General features: G+C 35.3%; 25 protein-coding genes. 14 read left to right on the top strand and 11 right to left on the bottom strand.

The window, feature by feature from the left end; translation table 11 throughout:
- Nucleotides 1–33: 33 nt before the first annotated feature.
- The 3 genes from WBY99_RS06495 to WBY99_RS06485 form a co-directional block, all read right to left on the bottom strand.
- On the bottom strand, nucleotides 34–1,899 hold the full coding sequence (locus WBY99_RS06495) for a M1 family metallopeptidase (RefSeq protein WP_423975517.1): 1,866 nt from the start codon (nucleotides 1,897–1,899) through the stop codon (nucleotides 34–36).
- Between the two features lie 275 nt (nucleotides 1,900–2,174).
- Nucleotides 2,175–2,330: a hypothetical protein gene (locus WBY99_RS06490; RefSeq protein WP_423975516.1), complete on the bottom strand. Its 156-nt coding sequence runs from the start codon at nucleotides 2,328–2,330 to the stop codon at nucleotides 2,175–2,177.
- Nucleotides 2,331–2,402: 72 nt separating this feature from the next.
- Nucleotides 2,403–4,082 carry a DUF6909 family protein gene (locus WBY99_RS06485; protein ID WP_423975515.1) on the bottom strand — a complete coding sequence of 560 codons (1,680 nt, stop codon included), beginning with the start codon at nucleotides 4,080–4,082 and terminating at the stop codon, nucleotides 2,403–2,405.
- Nucleotides 4,083–4,399: 317 nt separating this feature from the next.
- Between WBY99_RS06485 and WBY99_RS06480 the strand changes: the two genes are divergently transcribed.
- Together WBY99_RS06480 and WBY99_RS06475 are read left to right on the top strand one after the other, a co-directional pair.
- Nucleotides 4,400–6,598 (top strand): glutamine synthetase III, encoded by a 2,199-nt coding sequence (locus WBY99_RS06480; protein WP_423975514.1) that lies wholly within the window; start codon nucleotides 4,400–4,402, stop codon nucleotides 6,596–6,598.
- Nucleotides 6,599–6,921: 323 nt separating this feature from the next.
- Nucleotides 6,922–7,608 carry a C40 family peptidase gene (locus tag WBY99_RS06475; protein ID WP_423975513.1) on the top strand — a complete coding sequence of 229 codons (687 nt, stop codon included), beginning with the start codon at nucleotides 6,922–6,924 and terminating at the stop codon, nucleotides 7,606–7,608.
- Between the two features lie 405 nt (nucleotides 7,609–8,013).
- On the opposite strand, the gene rodA is transcribed toward WBY99_RS06475, so the two are convergent.
- Genes rodA through WBY99_RS06450 form a run of 5 tightly spaced genes read right to left on the bottom strand, consistent with a single transcriptional unit; the run spans nucleotide 8,014 to nucleotide 13,660 of the window.
- On the bottom strand, nucleotides 8,014–9,243 hold the full coding sequence (gene rodA / locus WBY99_RS06470) for a rod shape-determining protein RodA (RefSeq protein WP_423975512.1): 1,230 nt from the start codon (nucleotides 9,241–9,243) through the stop codon (nucleotides 8,014–8,016).
- Entirely contained in the window at nucleotides 9,240–11,255 is a 2,016-nt protein-coding gene (locus WBY99_RS06465; protein WP_423975535.1) for a penicillin-binding transpeptidase domain-containing protein, read from the bottom strand. Before WBY99_RS06465 ends, rodA begins: the two co-directional genes overlap by 4 nt.
- A complete protein-coding gene (locus WBY99_RS06460) occupies nucleotides 11,252–11,758 on the bottom strand; it encodes a rod shape-determining protein MreD (RefSeq protein WP_423975511.1) in 507 nt (168 codons plus the stop codon). The genes WBY99_RS06465 and WBY99_RS06460 overlap by 4 nt, the downstream gene beginning before the upstream one ends.
- Nucleotides 11,755–12,606 (bottom strand): rod shape-determining protein MreC, encoded by an 852-nt coding sequence (mreC, locus tag WBY99_RS06455; protein ID WP_423975510.1) that lies wholly within the window; start codon nucleotides 12,604–12,606, stop codon nucleotides 11,755–11,757. Before mreC ends, WBY99_RS06460 begins: the two co-directional genes overlap by 4 nt.
- 28 nt (nucleotides 12,607–12,634) lie before the next feature.
- Complete coding sequence (locus tag WBY99_RS06450; protein WP_133439166.1) at nucleotides 12,635–13,660, bottom strand: rod shape-determining protein; 1,026 nt, start codon at nucleotides 13,658–13,660, stop codon at nucleotides 12,635–12,637.
- A 242-nt stretch (nucleotides 13,661–13,902) separates the two neighbouring features.
- On the opposite strand from WBY99_RS06450, the gene hemA reads away from it, so the two are divergent.
- From hemA to hemE, 4 genes are read left to right on the top strand one after another with little or no spacing between them, the layout of a single operon-like run.
- Nucleotides 13,903–15,177 carry a glutamyl-tRNA reductase gene (gene hemA, locus WBY99_RS06445; RefSeq protein WP_423975509.1) on the top strand — a complete coding sequence of 425 codons (1,275 nt, stop codon included), beginning with the start codon at nucleotides 13,903–13,905 and terminating at the stop codon, nucleotides 15,175–15,177.
- A complete protein-coding gene (gene hemC / locus WBY99_RS06440) occupies nucleotides 15,164–16,078 on the top strand; it encodes a hydroxymethylbilane synthase (protein ID WP_423975508.1) in 915 nt (304 codons plus the stop codon). Before hemA ends, hemC begins: the two co-directional genes overlap by 14 nt.
- 48 nt (nucleotides 16,079–16,126) lie before the next feature.
- Nucleotides 16,127–16,816 carry a uroporphyrinogen-III synthase gene (locus tag WBY99_RS06435; protein ID WP_423975507.1) on the top strand — a complete coding sequence of 230 codons (690 nt, stop codon included), beginning with the start codon at nucleotides 16,127–16,129 and terminating at the stop codon, nucleotides 16,814–16,816.
- A gap of 32 nt (nucleotides 16,817–16,848) precedes the next feature.
- Nucleotides 16,849–17,877, top strand: coding sequence for a uroporphyrinogen decarboxylase (gene hemE / locus WBY99_RS06430; protein WP_423975506.1), 1,029 nt, complete (start codon nucleotides 16,849–16,851; stop codon nucleotides 17,875–17,877).
- Nucleotides 17,878–17,936: 59 nt separating this feature from the next.
- Here the strand turns inward: hemE and WBY99_RS06425 are convergent, their stop codons facing one another.
- Together WBY99_RS06425 and WBY99_RS06420 are read right to left on the bottom strand one after the other, a co-directional pair.
- Entirely contained in the window at nucleotides 17,937–18,452 is a 516-nt protein-coding gene (locus WBY99_RS06425; RefSeq protein ID WP_423975505.1) for a GNAT family N-acetyltransferase, read from the bottom strand.
- Complete coding sequence (locus tag WBY99_RS06420; protein ID WP_423975504.1) at nucleotides 18,452–18,928, bottom strand: YdeI/OmpD-associated family protein; 477 nt, start codon at nucleotides 18,926–18,928, stop codon at nucleotides 18,452–18,454. Before WBY99_RS06420 ends, WBY99_RS06425 begins: the two co-directional genes overlap by 1 nt.
- Before the next feature lie 74 nt (nucleotides 18,929–19,002).
- Between WBY99_RS06420 and WBY99_RS06415 the strand changes: the two genes are divergently transcribed.
- From WBY99_RS06415 to WBY99_RS06390, 6 genes are all read left to right on the top strand, one after another.
- Nucleotides 19,003–19,434 carry an META domain-containing protein gene (locus tag WBY99_RS06415; RefSeq protein ID WP_423975503.1) on the top strand — a complete coding sequence of 144 codons (432 nt, stop codon included), beginning with the start codon at nucleotides 19,003–19,005 and terminating at the stop codon, nucleotides 19,432–19,434.
- Nucleotides 19,435–19,535: 101 nt separating this feature from the next.
- The gene (gene hflX, locus WBY99_RS06410; RefSeq protein WP_423975502.1) at nucleotides 19,536–20,768 is read left to right on the top strand and encodes a GTPase HflX; all 1,233 of its coding nucleotides are present in this window, start codon (nucleotides 19,536–19,538) and stop codon (nucleotides 20,766–20,768) included.
- A 93-nt stretch (nucleotides 20,769–20,861) separates the two neighbouring features.
- Nucleotides 20,862–21,776, top strand: coding sequence for a glutaminase (locus tag WBY99_RS06405; protein WP_423975534.1), 915 nt, complete (start codon nucleotides 20,862–20,864; stop codon nucleotides 21,774–21,776).
- Nucleotides 21,777–21,779: 3 nt separating this feature from the next.
- A complete protein-coding gene (locus tag WBY99_RS06400) occupies nucleotides 21,780–22,490 on the top strand; it encodes a DNA alkylation repair protein (RefSeq protein WP_423975501.1) in 711 nt (236 codons plus the stop codon).
- A 66-nt stretch (nucleotides 22,491–22,556) separates the two neighbouring features.
- Nucleotides 22,557–22,742: a DUF6122 family protein gene (locus tag WBY99_RS06395; RefSeq protein ID WP_423975500.1), complete on the top strand. Its 186-nt coding sequence runs from the start codon at nucleotides 22,557–22,559 to the stop codon at nucleotides 22,740–22,742.
- Between the two features lie 156 nt (nucleotides 22,743–22,898).
- The gene (locus WBY99_RS06390; protein ID WP_423975499.1) at nucleotides 22,899–23,975 is read left to right on the top strand and encodes a calcium:proton antiporter; all 1,077 of its coding nucleotides are present in this window, start codon (nucleotides 22,899–22,901) and stop codon (nucleotides 23,973–23,975) included.
- Here the strand turns inward: WBY99_RS06390 and WBY99_RS06385 are convergent, their stop codons facing one another.
- Nucleotides 23,976–24,359, bottom strand: a complete 384-nt coding sequence (locus WBY99_RS06385) for a group III truncated hemoglobin (RefSeq protein ID WP_423975498.1) — start codon at nucleotides 24,357–24,359, stop codon at nucleotides 23,976–23,978. It abuts the gene before it with no gap.
- Between the two features lie 211 nt (nucleotides 24,360–24,570).
- On the opposite strand from WBY99_RS06385, the gene WBY99_RS06380 reads away from it, so the two are divergent.
- Both WBY99_RS06380 and WBY99_RS06375 read left to right on the top strand, forming a co-directional pair.
- Nucleotides 24,571–25,539 (top strand): ion channel, encoded by a 969-nt coding sequence (locus WBY99_RS06380; protein ID WP_423975497.1) that lies wholly within the window; start codon nucleotides 24,571–24,573, stop codon nucleotides 25,537–25,539.
- Nucleotides 25,540–25,545: 6 nt separating this feature from the next.
- A complete protein-coding gene (locus WBY99_RS06375; RefSeq protein WP_423975496.1) occupies nucleotides 25,546–26,037 on the top strand; it encodes a YkgJ family cysteine cluster protein in 492 nt (163 codons plus the stop codon).
- Nucleotides 26,038–26,086: the final 49 nt, after the last annotated feature.

The raw sequence follows: 26,086 nt of genomic DNA, 5'->3' as shown, positions 1-26,086 counted from the left end.
CGACAGTCCTGAAAGCTTTCGGGACTATCGGGATTATTTTTTACTTGGTTCTTCTTTCGTTACTTCCACAAAATTATCTTCCAGATTCACATCTGCTAATCTTTGCGAGAAATCAATTCCCAAAGCAGAAATTTGTGATTTATTATAAGGAATTGTGAAGGTGTAATCCTTCTGGGTCCAAGGCCAATAAGCTTCAGTTTTGAAATCACCGTAAATATCTTTGGTTTTCCAGGTATGAGTCATATTTAAAGGAATCTGGAAATTAACCACCTTTTTATCGGTTGTTAAAATAGAGAAGTCAATAGGCATGGGAATAGTTCCTCTGTTTTCTAAAGTAATGGTCGTAGAATATTCGTTGTATTTCACTTCTTTAATTCCGTAATCAATGGTTTTGGTGGTGTTGATCCAGTAATTCAGAAACCACTTTAAATCCATTCCCGAAACTTTCTGTGCGATATGCATAAAGTCTCTGTCGGTTGGGTGTTTCATGTTCCACTCATTATAAAACTCTTTCATCACCAAAGCTAAATTTTGCTCTCCCATGATATAACCAAGCTGAACAAGAAAAAGTTCTCCTTTTACGTAAGTTGCGAAGGAGTATGCATTTCCATTATCATGATGATCCCCTAACCAAACGGCAGGTTCTTCAATTCCTTTTTTTACAAAACTTCTGTAGCGGTCTAGAGTTCCCGTAAATGGATTTGCCTGCGGTGTTTTTGGCGGGAATAATTGATACATGATGGAATCATCGTAATAGCTGGTAAATCCTTCATCCATCCAAGGACGAACACTTTCATTGTACGCCATTATTTGTTGGTTCCAAGAATGCCCACCTTCGTGAACCATTAATCCAACCAGACCTTGTAAGCTTGTAGCTTCACCCAAAATCATGGTACACATTCCGTATTCCATTCCGCCATCGCCACCTTGGATAAAGGAATATGATGGGTAAACGTACCTTCCATAAGTTGCATTCATGATTTGGAAAAATTTCGTCACATAAGGTTTTGCTTCAGACCAATATTTAGTTTTCTCTGATTTTTGATAAACGAAATAAACTTTCGGCCCATCTAAAATCACGAATGAATCTACCGTATAATCACGATCTGCAGCCCAAGCGAAATCTAATAAATTTTTGGCAGTCCATTTCCAGGTTGCTTTGTTGTTTTTATCAGCCTTGATAATGGCTTTTGAATCATAACCTTTTACATCTAATTGGTTTTCTAAAGTTCCTCCAGCGCCAATCACATAATCTTTATCGATTTTAATGTTGACTTCAAAATCAGAAAACGGAGCGTGAAATTCTCTTCCGATATAATCAAAAGTTGCCCAGCCGTCATAATCGTATTCTGCAATTTTCGGATACCACTGGGTAATCGTCATATCGATTCCTTCTCGGTTATTTCTTCCTGCACGGCGAATTTGCATCGGGATTACTGCATCCCATTCCATCGTAAAGGTGGTTGAAGAATTGGGTTTGATAGGTGAGTTTAGATAGACTTTCATAATGGTTTCTTGAATCTCAAATTTCAAGTCCTTTCCATTTTGCTTAATCCAGTGAATATTTTGTGCGCCTTCTTCCTCTTTCGGAATGGAAGCCAATCGAGAAATCCCGTTGGTTTGTAAACGAGAATCGCCATTTTTTCCTTGACCTGCAATTCTTTGATCCATCATCGAACCTGCTTTAAAGGCGTTCCAGTATAAGTGAAAATAAACCACATTTAATTCATCAGGTGAATTGTTGGTATAGGTTAAAGTTTGATTTCCGTTGTAAGTGAAGTTTTTCGCATCCACATCAATATCCATTTTGTATTTGGCATATTGCTGATAGTAAGCATTTTTTTGCGCAGATAGTAATCCGAAAAATAAAGTAAGAATAATGAAAAATCCTTTGTTCATGATGTTTTTTATTTTTAAAAACCGAAAGATAAGAATTTTTAAAAAGAAACTTTTAAATCAATTGATAAACCGTGGTTTTTTTATCTCAGATAGTATCATTTGATCGTATCAAAATGTTCTTTAATAAAAAAACCCTTTCAATACTTAAAAATTGAAAGGGTGAATTGTAAACAAAATTTATAGTTAATCGAGAAAATTTTGTGAATTAAAAATTTTCGGAAAATTCTACATTAAACATCATCCTAAAATTTGAGACTGCTAGGAAGCGGAAATTTTTATTTCCTTGCTTTTTCAATAAATTCTTTCTTCGTCATTTTGGTGTCGTCTTTAGGCTCATTGATAATTGCTGTAATTCTCAATGCCTTAAGGACATCGACCACCATTTTCATTTTATCTTTACTTAATTTGTTTTTAATTTCAATTGTTGCCATTCTATTTTCGTTTATACTTTCAAAGTTAATGAAATACGATTTAGGAACATGAAATCCAAACTGTGAACGATTCTATTTTTTGCTATTTCCGCTTCCCAAAATTTTCTCTAAAATTCTTAAAGTAATCAAATAAGTTGGCTTCACTCCAGTTAATCCTAATCCGCCGGAAGAAAGCGTAGAGCCTGTTTCCAAAGGGTTATCAGAAGCATAATAAGCGTACATTACAAATAAATCTTCCGAAATATGATGACGAATTTTCGATGCCACCTGAATTGCTTTTTGGTAATGCGCGCCTTCCATTTCCAAGCCGATTGCTTTCCAGGAAGTATCCATGAAATATCTCAAAATATCTTTATTCTGAAGCGAAGTTCCCAAAACGGTAACCATTCCGCCTTCGAAAGCTTTTAGTTCATCATCTTTAAAATCTTCTAATTTCAAAGCATTTTCGAATGGATAATTATCTGCGGTTCCTTCAAATACATGAGAAGTAGGAATCATAATGTCTCCTTTCTCGCCTTGTAAAATTCCGGCTTTACCCATAACTGAAATAGATTTCACCTTCATCGTGTAGATTTCGCCGTTATAGTCATAAGGGCGCAGAAGTTCGTCCATTACTTCGTATGCTTGTTCACCAAATGCATAATCGAAAACCATAATCACATCGTCTCCCGAATATTTCAGATCTGCGAAAGGGGTGTTTTTCAGATCTATTTTTGATAAATCGATAATCTGAACATCGATATTGCTTCCGCTTTGGTCATGAATATAAATCAAACCTGCTTCTTGGGAATGTGCGAGTACTTTTTCTTGCAAGGCTTTCTTGTTAGAAATTTCTTCGTACATTTTGTAATCTACATTTTTGGTCGCTTTTTTTCCGATAGAATCATTTGCAAAAAGCATATTCTTCACGGAATGCATATTGGCTGAAATAATATGCAGGGGTCTCATTTGTAAATTATTTTCTGCTAAAACCTGCTTTACTTTATTCGCCCATTTTTCGCCAAAGAAATGGTGACCAACTCTTTCTCTAAGAATGGCCGAGAAATGAACTTCTCTTTCTCTGATTTGTTTATAATCGTTAAAGCTTTCGTTTCCTAAATGATAGATGATTTTGAAAAGACGATCTGGGTTTTTATCATCACCAAAGTTATTATAAGCATTTAAAGTTTCATCGAAAGTTCTTCCTAGTAATGAAGAAAGATGAATTAAAGCAACTTCTTTTTCTTTTCTGCTCAATTTCTCATTGCCTATTGCAACTTGTTCGATAATTTTCCAGGCTCTGCTTGGTTTATCGCTTCGTTCAGAAAGAAAGGCGAGTTTGCGAATTTTGTCTGCTTCAATATAAAGGAAAGTGAGGTGAGTGAGGATGTCATAGATTTCAGAACGACCCAAAAGAACTTCGATATTCATTTGGTGTTCGTCGATACGATAACAGTTTCTTCTTCTTTTCTTCGGAACAATAACTTCGAAGCTTCCTTTGTCAAAACCTTCGTCAGAAGTAAGGTGAATGAACGAGCATTCCTCAATTCCTTCTGGAAGTCTATCTAAAACATAAAGGAGTCCGTCTAGTTCTATTTTGTTAGGAACACCCATCGTTCCATAGATTTCTGGGTTGATTGTCATAAGTAATGACCGAAGGCTTTCTCCGGAAATCCCGGCAGGTTTGAAAAAACCGCGATAGAATAAGTGACGCATAGAAACATAAAGTCTTTCGATTGCTTCAGTGGTTTCTCTTGCTCTTGAATTTACCATAGTGTAAAATTTCATACAAATATAAGGAATTTACTTCTAATTTATTGGTTGGCTAGTAGATTCTGTTAATTATTAATAATTTGTTAATGATGAGATGCAATCAGTTCCTTGGGTTTTTTCTGTCGGAAACTGAATATTCTGAATACATATCAATCTTTATTCTGTTTAATGTTTTATTTGATGGTATAATATTAATTTTAGTTAAAGAGAATTTACTTGATTAAAAATGTTTATTTTCAGATGACCCTATAAATTTAGAGGTAAACTGATTTTGTTTTCATATTTTTTGTATTTTTACCCCATAAAAAACAACCCAAATGTCAAATTTAAGATTTAAAGCGCTAGAGTTGCTTTCTCAGAAAGATTATAGAAAAGACAATGCAGTGGAAGTTCCTGCAAAATTATCTTCACTTTTTTGTGAAAACGTTTTCTCAGAGGAAACCATGAGAGAGTATTTGACGAAAGAGGCTTTTACCTCCATTCAGAATGCAATTAAAAGCGGAGTGAAAATTCAGCGAGATGTTGCGGATCAAATTGCAATAGCCATGAAAGATTGGTCTTTAAGCAAAGGAGTTACTCATTATACGCATTGGTTTCAGCCACTCACGGGATCTACTGCAGAAAAACATGATTCGTTTTTCACTCCTTTCGAAAGCGATCGTGCTATTGAAAGGTTTGCTGGTGGAATGTTGATTCAGCAGGAACCGGATGCTTCTTCATTTCCGAACGGAGGTATTAGAAACACTTTTGAAGCTCGTGGTTATACGGCTTGGGATCCTACTTCTCCTGCGTTTATTATGGGAACTACTTTATGTATTCCTTCAATTTTTATATCTTATACTGGGGAGACTTTAGATTACAAAGCACCTTTGCTTAGGGCGTTGCATGCGGTAGATGAAGCTGCAACAGATATTTGTCGCTCTTATTTTGACAAAAATGTAACCAAAGTAATTCCGACTTTAGGTTGGGAGCAAGAATATTTTTTAGTAGATTCTGCGTTGTATCAATCAAGACCAGATTTAGTAATTACTGGGAAAACACTTTTGGGACATTCTCCGGCAAAAGGTCAACAGTTAGATGACCATTACTTTGGGTCGATTCCGACACGAGTAATGAATTTCATGAAAGAATTAGAAATCAAAGCGATTCAATTAGGAATTCCGGTAACGACTCGCCATAACGAAGTCGCTCCGAATCAGTTTGAATTAGCTCCGATGTTTGAAGAGGTCAATGTTGCGGTTGACCACAATTCATTATTAATGGATTTAATGGCGAGAGTTGCGCACAAACACCATTTTCATATTTTATTCCACGAAAAACCATTTGCTGGAGTGAACGGAAGTGGAAAACATAATAACTGGAGTTTGGCAACAGATACTGGTGAGAATCTTTTAAGTCCAGGAAAGAATCCTAAAAAGAATTTGCAATTTTTAACCTTCTTCGTGAACACGCTAAAAGCGGTGCATGATTATGCAGATTTATTAAGAGTGAGTATTGCTTCAGCGGGTAACGATCATCGATTGGGTGCAAATGAAGCGCCACCTGCGATTATCTCTGCTTTTATCGGTTCGCAGTTATTTGGTGTTTTGGAGGAACTTGAAAAAGTAAAAGATGGAAAACTCTCTCCAGAAGAAAAGACAGATCTTAAATTAAATGTAGTTGGTAAAATTCCAAATATTTTATTAGACAATACCGATAGAAACAGAACTTCCCCATTTGCGTTTACAGGAAATAAATTTGAGATCAGAGCAGTTGGCTCCTCTGCGAATTGTGCAGAAGTAATGACGGTGATGAATGCCATCGCAGCCAAACAGTTTAAAACCTTCAAAATAGAAGTTGATGCTTTGGTAGAAGAAGGTTTGAAAAAAGATGAAGCAATTTTTAATGTATTAAGAGAATATATTAAAGCTGCTAAGAATATTATGTTTGAAGGGGATGGTTATTCAGAAGAGTGGGCGGCTGAAGCTGCAGAAAGAGGATTGAACAATTTAAAAACAACTCCACAAGCTTTGAGTAGAGAGTTAGATCCTAAATTTATTGAATTGTTCGAAGAGCTTGGCATTTACACCCACCGTGAAATGGAGGCAAGAAACGAAATTAAATTAGAAAAATATTCTACAGTAATTGCTATTGAAGCAAGAGTGATTGCTGATATTGCCAGAAACCATATTATTCCTTGTGCTCTTAAATATCAGAACCGTCTCATTGAAAACGTGAGAGGCTTAAAAGAAATCTTCGGTGATGCTGAATATCAAACGTTAGCTAAAGAGCAAATGAGTTTAATTAGGGATATTTCAGGGCATGTAAGCGTTATTAAAATTGAAGTAGAGAATCTTCTTACCGCTATTGATAATGCAAAATCAAAAAATAATTCTCGCGAAATGGCAGAGTCTTTTTGTGAAGAAGTGATTCCATTTTTTGCTAAAATTAGGAACTCCTCTGATGAACTTGAAATGATGGTTGATGACGAGTTATGGCCTTTAACCAAATACAGAGAACTTTTGTTTACAAAATAAAATTAGATTAATATCAACTGTAAAGCCCTATTATTAGGGCTTTTTCTTGTTTAAGAAATTGCTTTTTCCTTTTATAGAAAAACACAATAAAGTCAATAGACTAAACGCATAAATGTTAATGAATCATAATATAAATAAAATCGCAACCCCTTAAATAAAGGGATTGCGACGAATATTCTTTTAACATTAGTAAAAATAATGTTAAAATGTGTTAAAGAGGCTGTCCAAATAGGGTGTTTTCACCCTCGGTTTTGCTCGAATACCTACTTTTGTAATGCTTTAAAAAACAAATAATAAGTTTTAACACAGGTAATCAAATATATATGAAGAAAAGGATTTTGTTTTATTGTGCTGCTGTGTTCACTACATTATCAATGCAGTCTTGTGTAACCAATTATGTAGTTTCAACACCAGCGACTTACGCTAATGAATACAAATCGAATGCCAAATTAGCGTCGATAGACAATAAGAAACTTACAGTAGCAAAAGAACAATTATTAGGCAGTTTCAAGGATGAACAATTGGCAGCAGCCAAAAGTTTAGAAATGATTGTTAAGAATGAAGAAATCGCAAAAGCAGTTCGTTTCTCACAAAAAATAGATAATATTCTAGCTGAGGCAGAAACCTATTTAGGAACTCCTTATAGATATGGTGGAATGACCAGAAAAGGCATCGACTGTTCAGCGTTCGTTTTATCAGTTTTCGGTGCAACAGCAGGAATGAGCTTGCCTAGAGTAGCAGCTTCCCAAGCACAGGAAGGAGAAAAAGTAGAAAAAGATAACCTTCAAAAAGGCGATTTAGTATTTTTTTCACATGGCAAAGGTAGAATCTCACATGTAGGAATTGTGGAAAATGTAACAGAAGATGGAGAAGTAAAATTCATTCACGCCGCAACTTCCAAAGGAGTAATGATTTCTTCTCTTGATGATTCCTATTGGGGACCTAAATTCAGATTTGCTAAAAGAGTATTATCACAAGATGGTTTCAATAGTAACATCGCAAATAATTAAAAATAGATAATTGATATCTTAAGAAAAACCACCTGCTTAGGTGGTTTTTTGTGTTTAAAACTAGGCGTTATATTCAAGAGCAACTAAGAGCGGATCAGTTTCTTATTAAATCCTGACCTGCTGTCAACTGTATCCACTCATCGCAGTCGCGAATTCGCGGGATGCCGTTTCCATCGGGGCTAGAATGACAGCCTTTTTATCTTGAATTTCTGTTAAGGAGGTTGTTTTATAGGGTATGAACAAAACAAAGAATTGTTCCCAAGAACTTTCACGATGGAAAACTCCTTGTCTCTAATAAAGATTTGATGGTACTCGTTTCTTATTAAAAAAGCTTAATGTACAGAAACCGAAAATAGTATTCGCGAATTGAAAGATGGATAAAATTTACTAATGTCTAATGTTTGTTTAAACCAAACTATTACGATCGGTATAATTCAGTTTAAAGAAGATAAAGGTCATCATTGAAAATGCGAGCAATGAACTCCCACCATAACTAAAGAACGGGAGAGGGATTCCTACCGTCGGGAAAAGACCCATTACCATTCCTAAATTAATCGAAAAGTGCATCAGCAATATTGAAGCAAAACAATATCCAAAGACTCTGTTAAAAGTTGATTTTTGTTTTTCTGATAAATAATAAATCCGTCCAATAAAAATAGAATAAATGATGACGAGCATTGTGCTTCCAAAAAAGCCCCATTCTTCACCAACGGTACAAAAAATATAATCTGTACTTTGCTCCGGAACGAATTTTCCCTGAGTTACCGAACCTTCTCGATAACCTTTGCCAAAAAAACCGCCAGAACCTATTGCTGTTTTTGAATAGAGTAGGTTATAGCCAGAAGTATCTCGGAAGGCTCTTTCGCCTTTGTATAAAACTTCTATTCTTTCTCTTTGGTGTTTGGGAAGTTTCTCTAAAATTGTGGGAGCGCCATAAGCTAATCCGCAAAGAATCCCGACGCCACCAATTATCGCTGCTACAGACACAACATTCCAATGAATTTTTTGGGAGTTTAGAAACAGAGCAATTGCCGCTATTACAACAATCGCAGCCACAATATAAATTGGATCAATTGCGAGTGCAACTAGAAAAACGCTGGCGAAAATTAATCCAACACCGAAAACCCATCCTGACATTCCTTCCCGAAATAAGGCGATAAAAAATGCTATGAAAACAAGTAGCGAACCAACATCTGGAATTGCTAACACAATTACACCAGGAACTCCGATAATCGCTAATGAAGTCCAGAGTGATTTTTTATATTTTAAATTAAAATCGGGACCAGAGACATAATTCGCCAGCATTAAAGCAGTTCCGATTTTGGCGAATTCTACTGGCTGTAAACTGACAGCTCCGAATTTATACCAGTTTTTTTGTCCAAGAATTTCTTTACCGAACGGGAACAAGCCAAGGAGTAAAAGTACACTGCCAATATAAATAATCCCCGAAGTATTTTCAAAGAATTTAGCCCTCATCATAAAGATAATGAGACCAACGAAAATAGAAACGCCAAACCAAACTGCTTGTCTCGTTCCACTAGATGGTTCCACGCTATAGATATTTGCAACAGCAAAAGCACACAGCACGAAATAGAGAGAAAGTCCTAATTTGTCAATACCTTGTGTCCACTTCATCTTTTTGCGCTATTTTTTAATTTATTTAAAATAGAATCTTTCTTATAAAGAAGTTGCTTTTTCTGTTCATCATCTTTTGTGGTTCGCAAACGATTTTCAATACTTTTAAGATTTACGGAGTCTTTATTGGGTTCTTTATAAAGTCCCTTTCTTTTAAGCTCTACATCCCACTGCCTTTTATACTCAGGCATAAAACTCGCATTAACTAATTTTTGATACAGATGTTCCCGTTTCAAATCTCCTGTCAAATATTTTTCTGCAATAACTGCTGCCGCAGGTCCTGCCCAAGTTGCTCCAAAACCAGCATGTTCCATAACAGCTGCAATTACAATTTTCGGATGATCTGCTGGTGCCGCTAAAACAAAGATTGAATTGTCTTTTCCTTGCGGAACCTGTGCTGTTCCTGTTTTCGCCAACATGGTAAAATCATTGGATTTTAAACTTCTTGCCGTTCCGTTTAGAACTACAGCTTCCATTCCTTTAATAATAGGGTCGAAATATTTCGGATCCACCAAGGTTTTATGTTTTACTTTAAATCTTGGATCTGGATTAGGTTTCCCATCAATTGATTTTACAATATGGGGTGTGAAATACCAACCTCGATTAACGATTGCTGCTACAGCATTAGCCATTTGTAAAGGAGTTAACAAAACATCACCCTGCCCCATTCCATTAAAAATAGAACCGTTCATGGTATAAGCAGAAGACCAGTCTTTTTTGCCGCCACTTCTTTTTTCATAAAACTCACCGGTCGGAATTCTTCCTTTAGATCCTACTGCTAAATCATTATTGAGAAATTCGCCAACCCCGAAACTGCTCATGATTTTTTTCCACTCATTCACTCCACGTGTTGGATCGCCAGGATATTTATTCATAATGGCAATAAAAGCGTAAGAAAAATAACAGTTACTTGACACTTGGATGGCTGGGATTAATGGATCTGCCCCACCGTGCCCTTTTACACGTAAGCCTCGATAGTTAAATCCACCGCCACAAGGGAAAACAGTATTTTCATCCATCACTCCCATTTGCATCGCAGCAGCAGCAGTAAGTAATTTAAAAGTAGAGCCTGGCGGATAAGCTGCCTGAAGAGATCGGTCAAAAGTAGGGCGATTGTTATAAACCGTATCTATTTGTAGGCGATAGAGGTTTCTTGTTTTTTCGGGACCTGAAAAAAGATTTGGATCAATATCTGGACCGGTTGCTAGTGCCAAAATTTCTCCATTAGTTGGGTCAATCGCTACAATCGCACCTTGTTTGTTGACGAGCATTTCTTCTGCCATGCGCTGTAGATCATAATCAATCGTCAGCTTGATGTCTTTACCTGTAACGACTTCTTTGTCTAACGCTCCATTTTTATAAGAACCAATATTCCGTAAGCGAATATCTTTTTGAATATACTGAACACCCTTTACGCCACGAAGTTCATTTTCGTAAGATTTTTCAATTCCTGTTTTCCCAATGAAATCTCCTGGAAGATAATAAACAGAGTCTTTTTTTAATTCCCTTTCATTAACTTCATTTGTATAGCCTAGAAGATTTCCGGAAGTTGAAACTTCATATTGTCGTTGAGGTCGAGAGACAATACTGAATGCGGGATATTTAAAAATGATTTCTTGTATTCTGGCAATATCTTCCCGACTTAGATTTTTCATAAAAGTCATGGGAGTTAATTTTGAATAGTATTTTTCCTTTTTAATGGAATTAATGTTTTTAATGAAATCAGCTTTACTAATTCTAACCAAATTACAAAAATCGATGGTGTCGAAGTCTGGCTTTAATAATGCTGCAGTAAAAGATATTTCATAAGAAGGCTGATTTCCCACCATTATTTTTCCGTTTCGGTCAAATATTACCCCGCGTTGTGGAATAATATATTCGGTTTTAATGGACGTATTGGCAGCATTCAGTGCATATCGGTCTGTAAACAATTGCAAATAAGCAAGCCTTGCTATAAAGATTATTGCAATGATGGATAAGAGAACGGAGATTTTTAAAAATTGTGGTTTCAGACTTTTTGTTTGATTTTAAATGCTAAAGCATAAATAATGATAAAGATAAATGAAATTGCACTCGTTGCCAAAACATTTAAGAAGATATCGAAAAATCTACTGAATTTAAAGATTTCAATATATTGAACAAGTGTCTGATGAATAAAAATACTCGTAAAGATAAACAGGAAAAACTGCGACCATTGCAAAGACTGAAAAGAGAAAAAATCCGTAGAAGTATCGGTAGAAGTTCTGAAAATTAGGGTTCTGAAATAGGCAATAATCACGGTGGCAAAAGCATTAATCCCCCAAGTGTACAAAAAGGCATCAATCCCTAATCCCAAAATAAAACTCAATAGCAGGAACTGGTATTTATTTCGAAAGAATGGATAAAACATAACGAATACCGGATATATTACCGGCGTATATTTTCCAAAAAGGGTGATACGATTAAGCACAAAAATTTGCAATGCGATGAGCAAAACAATAATCAGGATATCTGTAAAAAGTGTTCTACTTATCATTTTTCTCTTTTTATAGTCGCTTGCAAAGTATCTTCAATTTTACGGACTTCTGCTTTTTTCAGATTTTTCACCACATATATTTTACTGAGGTTTCCCATCTTTTCACTCAGTTCTACCGAGATATCCCAGAAGCCTGTTTTATTATCTACTTCATAACCGGCAATTTTTCCGATCATAATACCTTGTGGGAAAATAGCAGATTTGCCGTCGGTTACGATGGTGTCCCCAACTTGAAGCGGAACATATTTCGGTACATCAGAAAGATGCATAATTCGGGAGTCATCGCCTCGCCAGGTTAATGTTCCGAAATAACCGGATTTTTTGAGCGACGCATTAATTTTAATTTTATTTTGACTTAAAATTGATTGTACCAACGAATAAGAGTCAGTTGTATTGATGACGATTCCTGCAATTCCCTGAGGGGCCATAACGCCCATTTTAGGCATAACACCATCTCTCTTTCCACGGTTAATGGTAAAGTAATTATCTTTTCTATTGATGCTGTTAAATACGATTTCACCATCAACAAAAGTATAGATTTGTCCACCTCCAATAGTGTCGTGCACTTTACGAAATTCAGGATTCGTTGCATGTCCTTTGCCATAGAGCTGTTTCATCAAACTTTTATTTTGGGCGACCAGTTGATCATTGGTTTGTTTCAATTTTAGGTAAGAAGCACCTTCATCGATATAACCAGAAACCCAAGAATTAAAGGCAGCAGATTGTCCCGCAATCCACGACTGTTGCATCGAGTTTCTACTGAAAATCAATACAATAGCTATGAGTTGCAGAAATATAAAGAAAACGAATAAGCCGTTTTTCGAAAATAATCTCAGCAAAAACCCCATCTGTTTAGTTTCGTAAAAAAGTGATTACCTATTTAATTAAGAAGTTGAATTTATCCATGTTTTTCAAAGCAATCCCTGTTCCTCGAACAACCGCTCTTAATGGATCTTCTGCTACGAAAACAGGAAGTCCAGTTTTCTTGTGAAGTCTGTCTGCAAGACCTCTTAACAAAGCTCCTCCTCCTGCAAGGTAAATTCCTGTTTTGTAGATATCAGCAGCCAATTCTGGTGGAGTTAATGAAAGTGTTTCCATTACTGCATCTTCAATTCTAACAATTGATTTATCCAAAGCGCGAGCGATTTCTTTATAGTTCACCATAATTTCTTTTGGTTTACCAGTAATTAAATCACGTCCTTGAACTGGAATATCTTCAATGTCAACATCAAGATCTTCCACAGCAGAACCTACTTCGATTTTTATTCTTTCAGCAGTTCTTTCACCAATATATAAATTGTGATGCGTTCTTAAATAGTAAGCGATATCATTGGTAAATACATCTCCAGCAATTTTCACAGATTTGTCGCAAACGATTCCTCCAAGAGCAACCACAGCGATTTCAGTTGTACCACCGCCTATGTCAATGATCATATTTCCCTCTGGTTTTTGCACATCGATTCCTACACCGATTGCTGCTGCCATTGGTTCATAAATCAAACGAACTTCTTTTGCATTTACTTTCTGTGCAGAGTCTCTTACCGCACGTTTTTCAACTTCGGTAATGCCAGACGGAATACAAATAACAATCTTTAAAGTCGGTTGAAAAAGCTTCCCTTTAATACCGGGAATTTGCTTAATGAACTCTTTTATCATGTGTTCAGACGCGTGAAAATCAGCGATTACGCCATCTTTCAAAGGTCTGATTGTTTTTATATCTTCATGCGTTTTCCCCTGCATGTGTTTTGCCTTCTCTCCAACTGCAATTGGTTTTCCTGTCGAACGCTCGATTGCTACAATCGATGGTTGATCTACTACAATTTTATTATTGTGTATAATTAACGTGTTCGCAGTTCCTAAATCAATCGCAATATCTTGCGTGAACATATCAAATAACCCCATTTTTATGCTAAATTTTTATAGTGGACAAAGATATAAATTTAGAACCGTTCTAAAAATTAGATTGATCCTAATTTTGGTTAAATTTTTATTAAAATTTCCTTATTATTCTTTGATAACCTTTTAATTACCAAAATATTTCATTTCTAAAAGAAAATGAATGGTTTTTCTGACTGAAGGTGATAATCTTCATATTTGATACCCTTCATCAATTCAATTTAAAACCTTAAATTTGCGATTGCTCTATGATTAAGGAAAATAACATTCATCAAACCGCTAATTTCGCCGTTCTAAGCGTCAGTTTTGAGAAAGCTGATGCAGAAATACGGGGCAAATTTGCGTTTTTCGATGACAATGTAAAACATTTCGTCAACGAAATTCATAATATGAATTTGGGTGATGCATTCGTGGTTTCTACTTGTAACCGAACCGAAATTTATACCACCACCCAAAATTATCTTTTAATTGCCGAATTATACTGCAAAACAGTTGGAGTAAGCATCACCGATTTCATGAAGTATGTTAATATTCTAAAACGGGAAGAAGCACTTAACCATCTTTTTCGAGTTGCTGCCGGTTTAGAAAGTCAGATTATTGGTGATTTTGAAATCATAGGACAAATCAAAAATGCCTACCACCGTTTTAAAAAAGAAAAGAAAAATTCGAATCCTTTTTTAGAAAGATCCATCAATTCTGCCATTCAAATTTCGAAAAGAATTAAAAACGAAACAGGGATTTCTAACGGAGCTGCTTCGGTTTCTTATGCTGCGGTTCATTACATCTTGAAAAATCAAATCCAAATTTCTGATAAAAACATTCTGCTTCTTGGGGTTGGAGAAATCGGACAAAATACCGTTGAGAATTTGGTAAAACATGTGTATAAACCCAATGTAAAAATAGCAAACAGAACTGCAGAAAAGGCAGAAAAGATTGCAGAAAAATATAAAATCCCTCATATCGAATTCGACCAATTAACAAATGAGTTGAATAAAACAGATATTTTGATTGTCGCAACTGGAGCCCAGCATCCGATTATTAATAAATCGCATTTTCCGAATGGGAAAGAAACTTTAATCATCGATCTTTCTATTCCAAATAATGTGGAGAAAAATGTTACGGAGAACGAAAATGTAAGTTTAGTGGATATCGATCAGCTGTCTGTTCATATCAATGAGACGATGGTGCAGCGTCAAAAAGAAATCCCAAAAGCCGAGGAGATTATTAAAGAAATGACCAAAGATTTTCTGGAATGGGAAAAGAAAAGAAAATTGGCTCCCAATATTCATCATTTCAAAGCGATGTTAAAAAATATGGAGCGCAATGAAATGCATAAAATTCATAAGAAGCATAACTATGTAGAAGTGGATGACATGCAACTTTCTGATAAAATGATTCAGAAAATTACCAATCGTTTCGCAAAATATATCATCGATAATCCTTGGAAAGCAGAAGAAATTAGTAAATTAATGCACGAGATTTTAGTAGAACAACCAAATAAAGAGTTCCATGAGAAGCATTAAAATAGGTACAAGAAACTCGCCGCTCGCATTGTGGCAGGCAAGAGAAGTTGCAAGAAATTTGCAAAATAACAATTACAAAACCGATATCACTCCGATTGTTTCAACTGGAGATAAGAATCTTACCGAACCGCTTTATGCAATGGGGATTACCGGAGTTTTTACAAAGGATTTAGATATTGCTTTATTGAATAATGAAGTGGATATTGCCGTTCATTCTTTGAAAGACATCCCAACTCAGCTCCCTGAAAACATTGAGATTATTGCTGTTTTAAAACGCGATTTCCCGCAAGATGTTTTAGTAAGAAAATCGACTTCTAAGAATAAAGAATTGCATGAACTTAAAATTGCGACCAGCAGTTTAAGACGTCGTGCGTTTTGGGCAAAGCATTTTCCTGAAACCGAGTTTTGTGATATTCGCGGAAACGTGCAAACTCGCCTTCAGAAATTAGAAGAACAGGATTTTGATGCTACGTTATTCTCTTTGGCAGCCATTGAGAGAATGGGATTATCTGTTGATTATGAATTTCTTCCAATGATGATTTCTGCGCCCGCACAAGGAGTTGTTGCAGTTTGTGCAAGAGCCGATGACCATGAAATCAAAGAGCTTTTCAAAGAAGTTAACGATCGAAAAACCCATATATGTATCGATATTGAAAGAAATTTTTTGCAAACTTTAGAAGGAGGTTGTACTGCACCAATTGGCGCTTTTGCAGAAATTAATGACGAAAATGAAGTTCGATTTATCGGCAGACTATGTTCTTTGGATGGTAAAAGATGCATGGAAATCGACGAGATTTTTACCTGGAATGATCACGATAATTTCGGTGAGAAATTGGCTCATAAAATTTTAAAAGACGGCGGAAGAGAATTGATGCAAGAAATTAAGCTGCACCTTCAGTAGTATTCGCCACACTATTATATAATAGAAATTATTGATAATTTATTTTTAATGAATATTCTGTTTACAAAAATACTTGATGAGAAAGAAGTTTCTGATGTCCTCGGAAGCGGATTTTCAAGTCATTTTTTAGAGGTTATTAAAATCAATCTTCTTGATATTTCGCCGTTTCATTTGGGAAATAATTCATTAATTTTTACAAGTGTAAATGGGGTAGAGTCATTTTTTAGAAATGGTTTTAAACCTCATGAAAATTTCGCTGCAAGAAATTATAATAAAATTTATTGCGTCGGAAAAAAAACCAAATTACAATTAAGAAAATATGGTTTCGGTGTTTTTAAAATGAAAAAAAACGCAAAAGAACTTTCAGATTTTCTTATTGAAAATTGCTCAAAAGAAAAATTTATTCATTTTTGCGGAAATTTAGCGTTAGACATTCTTCAGGAAAAATTACCGTTGCAAAATATCGATTATAAAAAAGTAGTGGTGTATGAAACAAAATTACTATATCCTAAAATGGAGGGAAATCACGATGCTATTGCGTTTTTCTCACCAAGTGGAGTCCGCAGTTTTATTAAAAATAACAATTTAGACTTTAAGCAAATTTACGCAATTGGCGAAACCACTGCTACAGAAGTTAAAAAATATACCTCTCAAAAAATATTTATAGGCAAAGATAACGACCTAAGTGCTTTGCTAAAATTGATTAAAAAAGAAGGAGCACAAATCAACTCCCAATAAGAAACTTAGGTTTCTGATTTTATTTAAAGATTATGATTAAAAACGATTTATATTTAAAGGCATTAAGAGGCGAAACAGTAGAACGTCCGCCGGTTTGGATGATGAGACAAGCGGGCAGGTTTCTTCCCGAGTTTCGTGCGATGCGTGATGAATATGATTTCTTCACCAGATGCCGTACGCCAGAATTGGCTTCGGAAATTACCATGATGCCGATCCGCAGATTTCCTTTGGATGCTGCGATTTTATTCTCAGATATTTTGGTTGTTCCTCAAGCAATGGGAATGGATTTCGAGATGAGAGACGGAGTTGGTCCTTGGTTAGAAAAACCGATTCGGACTTTAGAAGATGTTCAAAATATTGAAGTTCCTAATGTTGATGATGCTTTAGGATATGTTTTTGATGCAATTGAATTAACTTTATTAAAACTCGATAATGACATTCCTTTGATTGGTTTTGCCGGTTCACCATGGACAATCCTTTGTTATTGTATCGAAGGAAAAGGTTCTAAAGCTTGGGATGTTGCAAAAAGTTTCTGTTTTAGAAATCCAGAAGCTGCTCATTTATTATTGCAAAAAATTACAGATACTACGATTGCTTATCTGAAAAGAAAAGTAGAGAAAGGAGTTTCGGCTGTTCAGGTATTTGATTCCTGGGGAGGTTGTTTGTCGCCGGAAGATTACCAGATTTTCTCTTGGCCATATATCAACCAAATCGTAGAAGCACTAAGCCCATTAACTCACGTTGTAGTTTTTGGTAAAGGATGTTGGTTCGCTTTGGAAGAAATGACTTTATCTAAAGTTTCAGCTTTGGGCGTTGACTGGACAATTACACCAGAATTGGCGAGAACACTTACCAATCACACGATGACTTTACAAGGAAATTTTGATCCTAACAGATTGAACTCTTCACCGGAAACCATCAAAAAAATGGTGACAGAAATGATTAACCGTTTCGGGAAAGACCGTTATATCGCAAATCTTGGACATGGGATTTTACCAAATATTCCACTAGAAAATGCTGAAACTTTTATCCGCACTGTTGTAGATTGGAAGCCAAACTAAATTTTTAGTTTTAAAATAAAAAAAGAACGTTTCATTGGGAACGTTCTTTTTTTTGTAAATTATTTTGCCATTTCATAATACAACAATTCCTCGTCATCATTGGGGATCTGAACAGTTTTCAAATATTTTAAACCTAACTTTTGAATTAACTTTCGTGATGCGATATTTTCTTTAGAAGTAATTGCACTTATTTTTTGTAACCCCCATTCATTAAATCCAACTTTTATCAATTCAGAAGCGGCTTCGAAACCATAACCTTTCCCTTGAAATTCTTCCAAAAAAGAAAAACCAATATCCTGAACATCCAAACCTTCACGTTCAAAAATGCCGACGCCGCCAATTTTCGTACCATCAGACTGTAATGTGATAAGAAAATTACCATATCCTAATCTTTCGAATTGAGGCAAGAATTTACTGGTAATATAATTTTCAGCATCTTTAATTGATTTAATATTTCGGTCGCCAATAAATTCAATAAATTTCGGGGAATTGTATAATTCAAAAATAAATTCTGAATCATCAGTTTTCATGGGACTTAGCAGCAATCTTTCGGTTTCCAAATTTTTAGTTTCCATTATATTCCTTTTTTTCCGGCAAGAATCATTTCTATCATTTTCACTTTTCTGTTTTCGCGGGTTTCGGGTTTTTTGGCTTCCATAATCCAGCGAATATATTCTTTTCTGTGCGTATAACTCATCGCATCAAATAATTCTTTTGCCTTTAAATTTTCATTAAAAACAATTTCAACATCGTTGGGTATTTCTACAATTCGCTCTTCTTTGTCTTCCCAAAGTTTTACAGAAACCTCGTCGCCAAAAGACTTTCCCAGTTTTTTTCTTATTTCCTGAGTCAAGCCAAGCAGGTGGAAATCGGCATTCATTTTTGCCAAACTTCCACGATATTCTATTTTATCATCAAATATTGCTTTTATTTTTACTTGTCCTTTTTTACCAAAATATTCTTCAGTAGAAAAAGGGAATTCTACATACGCCGCATTAATAGTGCCGTTCTGTGAAATAATTGCTTTGAAAGAAATGAAATTGTTGGTCATTTTCTAAAAATTAGATTCAAATTTAAAAAAAAATGATGGCATAGATATGGAATAGAAACAAGAAATTTTTAAATATGAAAAAAATAGTATCAGGTTTCGTAGCCATTTTTGCACTCTTATTATTGGCAAATTGTACCATCCAAACCAAAGCTTCTCAAAATGTAAAGAAAGATTGGATGTTGGTAGAATTTCAAAACTTCAACAAAGAGGTAATGATGAGCAACAAAGCGCATCTTAATCTTGCCAATGAAAAAGAACCGGGAAAGTTTTCTGCAAACATGGGCTGTAACAATATGTTTGGTACAGCAACTTTTAATGCAAATGGAACCGTGAAATTTTCTGCTATTGGAAGCACCATGATGTTTTGTGATAAAGTAATGGATTTAGAATCTGCTTTTTCAAAAGAACTTCCGACCATGACCAATTATAAAGTTGATGGACATTACCTTACTTTGAGCAATGCCAAAGGAGAGAAAATGAAGTTTGTCGCTGCAGATTGGGATTAAGGTTTAATAAATATTATTAGAAATCTCAGGTAATTTTATCTGAGATTTTTTAATGGTGAAAAGCAAAGTATTATCTTTGTACAAATGCCGAAAGGAAATTTATGTTAGACAAAAAAGAACATTTATACGAAAAAGCCGTTTTAGTAGGCTTAATTACGCAAAATCAAAGTGAAGAAAAGCTCATCGAATATATGGATGAACTCGAGTTTTTGGCGTTGACTGCAGGAGCAACCATTGACAAAAGATTCACTCAGAAATTGACGCAACAGGATCCCAAAACATTTATTGGAAGTGGGAAAGCTCAGGAAATAAAAGAGTATGTAAAAGAAAACGGAATCGGAACCGTAATTTTCGATGACGAACTTTCTCCTTCTCAACTGAAGAATCTTGGAAAAGAAATGGAGGATGTTAAAATCTTGGATAGAACGAATCTAATTCTCGATATTTTTGCTCAAAGAGCCCAAACTTCTTACGCAAGAACTCAGGTGGAATTGGCTCAGTATCAATATTTACTCCCAAGATTAAGCAAAATGTGGACTCACCTTGATAAGCAAAAAGGTGGAATCGGAATGCGTGGTCCTGGTGAAACTGAAATTGAAACCGATAGAAGGATTATTCGTGATAGAATAACATTATTAAAGGAGAAACTGAAAACCATCGATAAACAGATGGCGACCCAACGACAAAACCGTGGTAAAATGGTTCGTGTGGCGTTGGTTGGTTACACCAATGTTGGAAAATCTACGTTGATGAATGCTATTTCTAAGTCTGATGTTTTTGCTGAAAATAAACTATTTGCGACTTTAGACACGACCGTGAGAAAAGTGGTTATTGGGAATTTACCTTTCTTATTAACCGATACCGTTGGATTTATCAGGAAATTGCCAACGCAATTGGTGGAAAGTTTTAAATCGACTTTGGATGAAGTTCGGGAAGCAGATTTGTTGATTCACGTGGTGGATATTTCCCACGAAAGTTTTGAAGATCACATTAATTCTGTGAACCAAACTTTAATGGAAATTAATGCCCATCAAAAACCGATGATCATGGTTTTCAATAAAATTGATGCATTTGCTTACGAGAAAAAAGAAGAAGACGATTTAACGCCGGAAACAAGAAAAAATATTTCTCTTGATGAATGGATGAAAACCTGGATGTCGAAATCACAATATCCGACCGTATTTATTTCGGCTTTACTTAAAGAGAATTTCCCGGAAATGAAGAAACTGATTTATGATGAGGTTTTGAAAATTCATACTGCAAGGTTTCCTTATAATGATTTCTTGTTTGAATATCACGATGAAGAAGAGGGTGAGGAAGGTGATTTGCAGTAAACTTTGATGTATGAATTATTGTAATAAAACTCAATTATTTGTCACCTTTTTAGTCATTCCAACTGAACCTAATTCCCGCTTTTCCACATGAAAATAAACTATCAACAAATTATAAGAAATGTCTATAGCGATATTTTACAGAAGGAAAACAAAGGTAAAGTTCCGGATTACATTCCAGAAATTGCTTGTATTGACGAAAGTAAATTTGGCGTAAATTTTACAGATTTAGATCTAAATACTTTTGGATGTGGAGATTTTGAGGAGAAATTTTCAATACAAAGTATTTCCAAAGTTTTTGCATTGTCTTTTGTGTATGAGAAATTGGGTGAAAAACTTTGGGAAAGAGTAGATGTAGAGCCATCGGGAAATGCATTTAATTCTTTGATCCAGTTAGAAGCCGATCATGGGATTCCGCGAAACCCTTTTATCAATGCGGGTGCATTGGTAATTTGTGATATATTATTGGAAATTTCCGAAAACCCAAAAGAAGAATTGCTTCATTTCATCCGTGATCTTTCAGAAGATCATCAAATTTTCTTTAATGAAAAAGTAGCGTCAAGTGAAATGGAAAATAGTTTCAGAAATGCAGCTATGTGTAATTTTATGAAATCTTTTGGAAATATCAAAAATCAACCAGATGCGGTCATTGAACTTTATTGCCATCTTTGCTCGATTGAAATGACCTGTAAGCAGCTGAGTAATAGTTTTTTATATTTAGCAAATGGAGGTAAAAAACCTTCTAGTAATAAACAGTTTCTATCTTATAGTAAAGCCAAAAGAATCAATGCAATTTTGCTCACATGCGGATTTTATGATGAATCGGGAGAATTTTCTTTTCTGGTAGGTTTGCCTGGCAAAAGTGGAGTTGGAGGTGGGATTGTAGCAATTTTACCACAGAAATATTGCATCGCCGTTTGGAGTCCGAGGCTGAATGAGAAAGGAAACTCTTATCGCGGCATGAAATTCCTAGAAGAATTTACAACCCAAACCGGTGAAAGTATTTTTTAAAAAATGATTAACGATATTAAATCCGCCCTCCAAGATCTTTCACTCCCCGAGAAAGCCGCATTTTTCCCAAGGTTTTTCAAAGCCGGAAAAGGAGAATATGCGGAAGGTGACCAGTTTATTGGAGTTACCGTTCCCGATCAAAGAAAGGTTGCCAAAGAATATTGGAACAGAATTTCATTAAACGAATTAGAAAGCTTGCTGTCTTCGGAAATTCACGAAGACCGATTTTGTGCATTGTTGATGCTGGTTTTCAAATTTGAAAAATCAAAAGACCCGAAAGAAAAAGAAGAAATCGTTCAATTTTATTTGAAAAATAAAAAGTATATCAACAATTGGGATTTGGTAGATACTTCTTGTTATAAAATTTTAGGACGCTATTGTTTTGAAAATCAAAATGATTCAATTCTGCTGGATTTATCTGAAGAAGAAAATCTTTGGAGTAAAAGAATCGCAGTTGTTTCAACAATGTTTCACGTGAAAAAAAACTCTTTTGATTTGCTTAAGAAATTAGCAATCAGAAATTTAAATCACGAACACGACTTAATGCACAAAGCAAATGGTTGGCTTCTACGAGAAATGGGCAAAAAAAATGAACAGGAACTTTTGGATTTCTTGTACGAAAACTATCAGCAAATGCCTCGAACTTCATTGCGATATTCCATTGAAAAATTAGATGAAGAGTTGCGACAAGATTTCTTAAAAGGACGAATTTAACGGGAGACGTTTTTTACATCAGGGAAATTATTCATTACTTTTTGCATTTTATTTTTCCTGTTTTTATTGCGAAAATATTTTTTTAAAAATAATTGGCGAAAAGCCTATTTTATTATGCTTGCAACCATGTTGGTCGATTTGGATTGCGTTTTTGCTAATCGATTTTTCGATCCGAATAGAAATAGTATTGGTTATCACTATTTGCATTCTTATCCGATGGTTGGGTTGTATTTTTTTGGAGCTTTTTTTTGAAAGGAAATTATAAAATTATAGCAATAGGTTTGCTTTTTCACATGTTTACCGATTTTCAGGATTATTGGTGGTGGAAAACAATGTTACAATTAAGTTAAATTTTGTTTCAAAATTTCATTTATAAATTATTTTTTTTAACTTATCACAAATCGAAATATGAAAATAAAAAACCTTATTCACTGGACGGTAATTGTCCCAATTATAGCTGCAGCTTTCTATCTTTTTGGCTTTCTAAATAATACTCTTTTTACCAATATTATTGGTGCAATACTTTTGTTTTCAAGTGTTATGGCTGCAGTGCATCATGCCGAAGTGGTGGCGCATAAAGTTGGCGAGCCTTACGGAACGGTGATTCTTGCGATTTGTATTACAATCTTAGAGGTAGGTTTAATTATCTCTTTCATGCTTTCCGGTGGCGAAGGGGCACTCACTTACGCCCGAGATACGGTTTTTGCAGCGGTAATGATTATCCTTAACGGGATTCTCGGAATTTGTATTTGGGTCGGGAGCCGAAAATATAAAGAACAGTTTTTTATCGCTAATTCGGCAACAACTTATTTGGTGAGCTTGGTGGCTATTTTGGTTCTAACACTCATTCTTCCCAATTATACTTCTACAGAACACGGCCCTTTTTATAGCGAAGCGCAACTGGTTTTTGTGGCGCTCGCATGTCTTACAATTTATGGTACTTTCTTGATGTTCCAAAACGTTCGACACCGAAATTATTTTGTTACCGAAGATCATGATCAAACTGCTCATGAAGCGGATCCGCCTTCAATTCTTAAAACTTTAGTAAGTTTATTTTTATTAATTATTTGTTTGGCAGTGGTAATTTTTATGGCAAAAGGACTTTCGCCAGTAATCGAAGAATTTGTTGAAAGCATCGGCGCACCGCACGAATTGGTCGGAGTAATTATTGCATTTGTAGTATTGCTTCCTGAAGGTTTAGCTGCAATCCGCGCAGCGCGAAACAATCAAATTCAGTCTTCTATTAATTTGGGTTTAGGTTCGGCATTGGCGAGTGTTGGATTAACGATTCCTGCTATTTCGGTGGTGTGTCTTATTTACGATATTCCTTTTGTTTTAGGACTCGACATGAAATCCATTATCTTACTTGCCTTATCAGTATTCATTGTAATGATGTCGCTTAGTCGTGGGAAAACCAATCATTTATACGGAACGGTACTTTTAGTGAATTTGGCGGCATATATTTTTACGGTGATTGTACCGTAATTAGTTAAGTTTTCTTGCAACCTCCATTTTATGAGCCATTAAATTGGCGATGTTTTTTGCTTTGTAAATCGCTAATTCCGCCATTTCGCCTGTGAAGTTTTCTTCTACGGTTTCGATCCATAACTTGATCCAATGCTCGAAATGAAATTTTTCCATTGGGACTTCAGCATTAATGGGAAAATGTATCGCCATAGGATTTCCTTTGTAAGAAATTTGCCCAAATAGTAGCGTTTCCCAAAACGAATACATTTTCGGCAAGTGGTGAGACCAATCGACTTTTGCCACGTCATTAAAAAAGAATCCAATCGTTTCATCTTTCTGAACTTTATCGTAAAATCGATTCACCAAATCTTCAATATCTTTTCTTGTTTCCAAATTTTTCATAGTCCAAAATTAGTGAAAATTTTCAGTGAACTCTAATGATTACAATTACTGTTTTTGATTTGGGCGGACAATTCGTGCTATCCGCTCATACTCCTCAGTCGGTGACTCCACTTCGTTCTGTCACCTCCTTGTGGGGTAACCGCTACTATCACGGCCGCAGATTTTGTCTCAAATAAACCTCAGTTCCCCAATTTTCAACTAATTTTGCAGGATGGCAACTCTAAAAGATCGACTTTCCAAATTACAGTCCCGTGATGACAGTGGCTTCAGTTCCAGTGCCAGTGGTAGGTTTGTAAATAAAAACGGAACACCGAATGTCAAACGAGCGGGTTTGTCAAATCCATTAGAAAAATACAGTTGGTATCATACCTTATTGAATTTACCTTCCGGGAAATTTATTTTTTTTTTAGTTTTCGGATATATTTTGGCGAATATATTTTTCGCATTGGTTTATTATAGTATTGGCATCGAGCATCTTACTGGAATTGATGAAAGTACACGGCTCAATGAATTTACCGATGTTTTCTTTTTCAGTGCCCAAACCTTTACCACCGTAGGATATGGCAGAATTGCACCCCTTGGATTTTTAGCAAGCATGGTGGCTACTTTCGAAGCTTTTTTAGGATTACTGGGTTTTGCAATTGCCACAGGTTTGTTCTACGGAAGATTTTCGCGACCTCGGGCATTTTTGAAATTCAGCAAAATAGCTTTAATAGTTCCTTACCACGAGAGCACTGCTTTAATGTTCAGATTGGCACCCTTTAAAAATAATGTTTTAACCGATGCTCAAGTTGTGCTCACTTGTGCTATGGAGGTGATGGATGATAAGAAAGAATTAATGAGTAAATTTTTTACTTTAAAAACGCAACTCAGTCAAATCGATACCCTTTCCCTTAACTGGACTATCGTTCATAAGATTGATGAACATTCTCCTTTTTTTGAGTTGACAAAAGAAAACTTTGAAACAATGGATGTCGAAATATTTGCGCACATTCGGGCATTCGATGAAGTGTTTTCTAATACCGTGGTGCAGCGGACTTCTTACGCATCTCAGGAAAAAGAAATTGTTTTTGCTCAAAAATTTAATATGATGTATAAACCATCAAAGAACAAAAAAACAACCATCTTGAATCTAGATTTAATCGATTCTTATACTCCTTATTCTCCCTATTCCATTTAGTAAATTATGAATTTAGAATTCTATAAAACTCAGGCTCTTCAAAAACAAAAAGAGCATAAAAAATTTCTGGATGGGCTGAAGAAAAAACCACCCAAAAATCTCGATTATATCGTACAGGAAACTCATGATGAGGTTTTCGAAAAAATAGATTGCCTGCAATGTGCCAACTGTTGCAAAACCACGGGTCCACTTTTTACGGAAAAAGATATCGAAAGAATTGCCAAACATTTAAAAATGAAAATTGCCGATTTCGAAAGTCAATTTTTGCGGATTGACGAGGATCAGGATAAAGTTTTGCAAAATCTTCCTTGTTGGTTTCTAAATGATGATAATGCCTGTTCTATCTATGAAGTTCGCCCGAAAGCTTGCCGCGAATTCCCACATACAGACCGGAAGAAAATCTATCAGATTAATAATTTAACCATTCAGAATACCGTGATATGTCCAGCCGCTTTTGAATTTGTAGAGCGGATTCAAAAGAGTCTAAACAAGAAATGATTAACGGTAATAAATTTCAAATTATAAGATGTTGATATGGATAATTAAT

The organism is Kaistella sp., assembly GCF_049588135.1.
GTDB lineage: Bacteria > Bacteroidota > Bacteroidia > Flavobacteriales > Weeksellaceae > Kaistella.
Note: the sequence above shows the minus strand (reverse complement) of the source record. Positions and strands in the feature narration are given on the sequence as shown.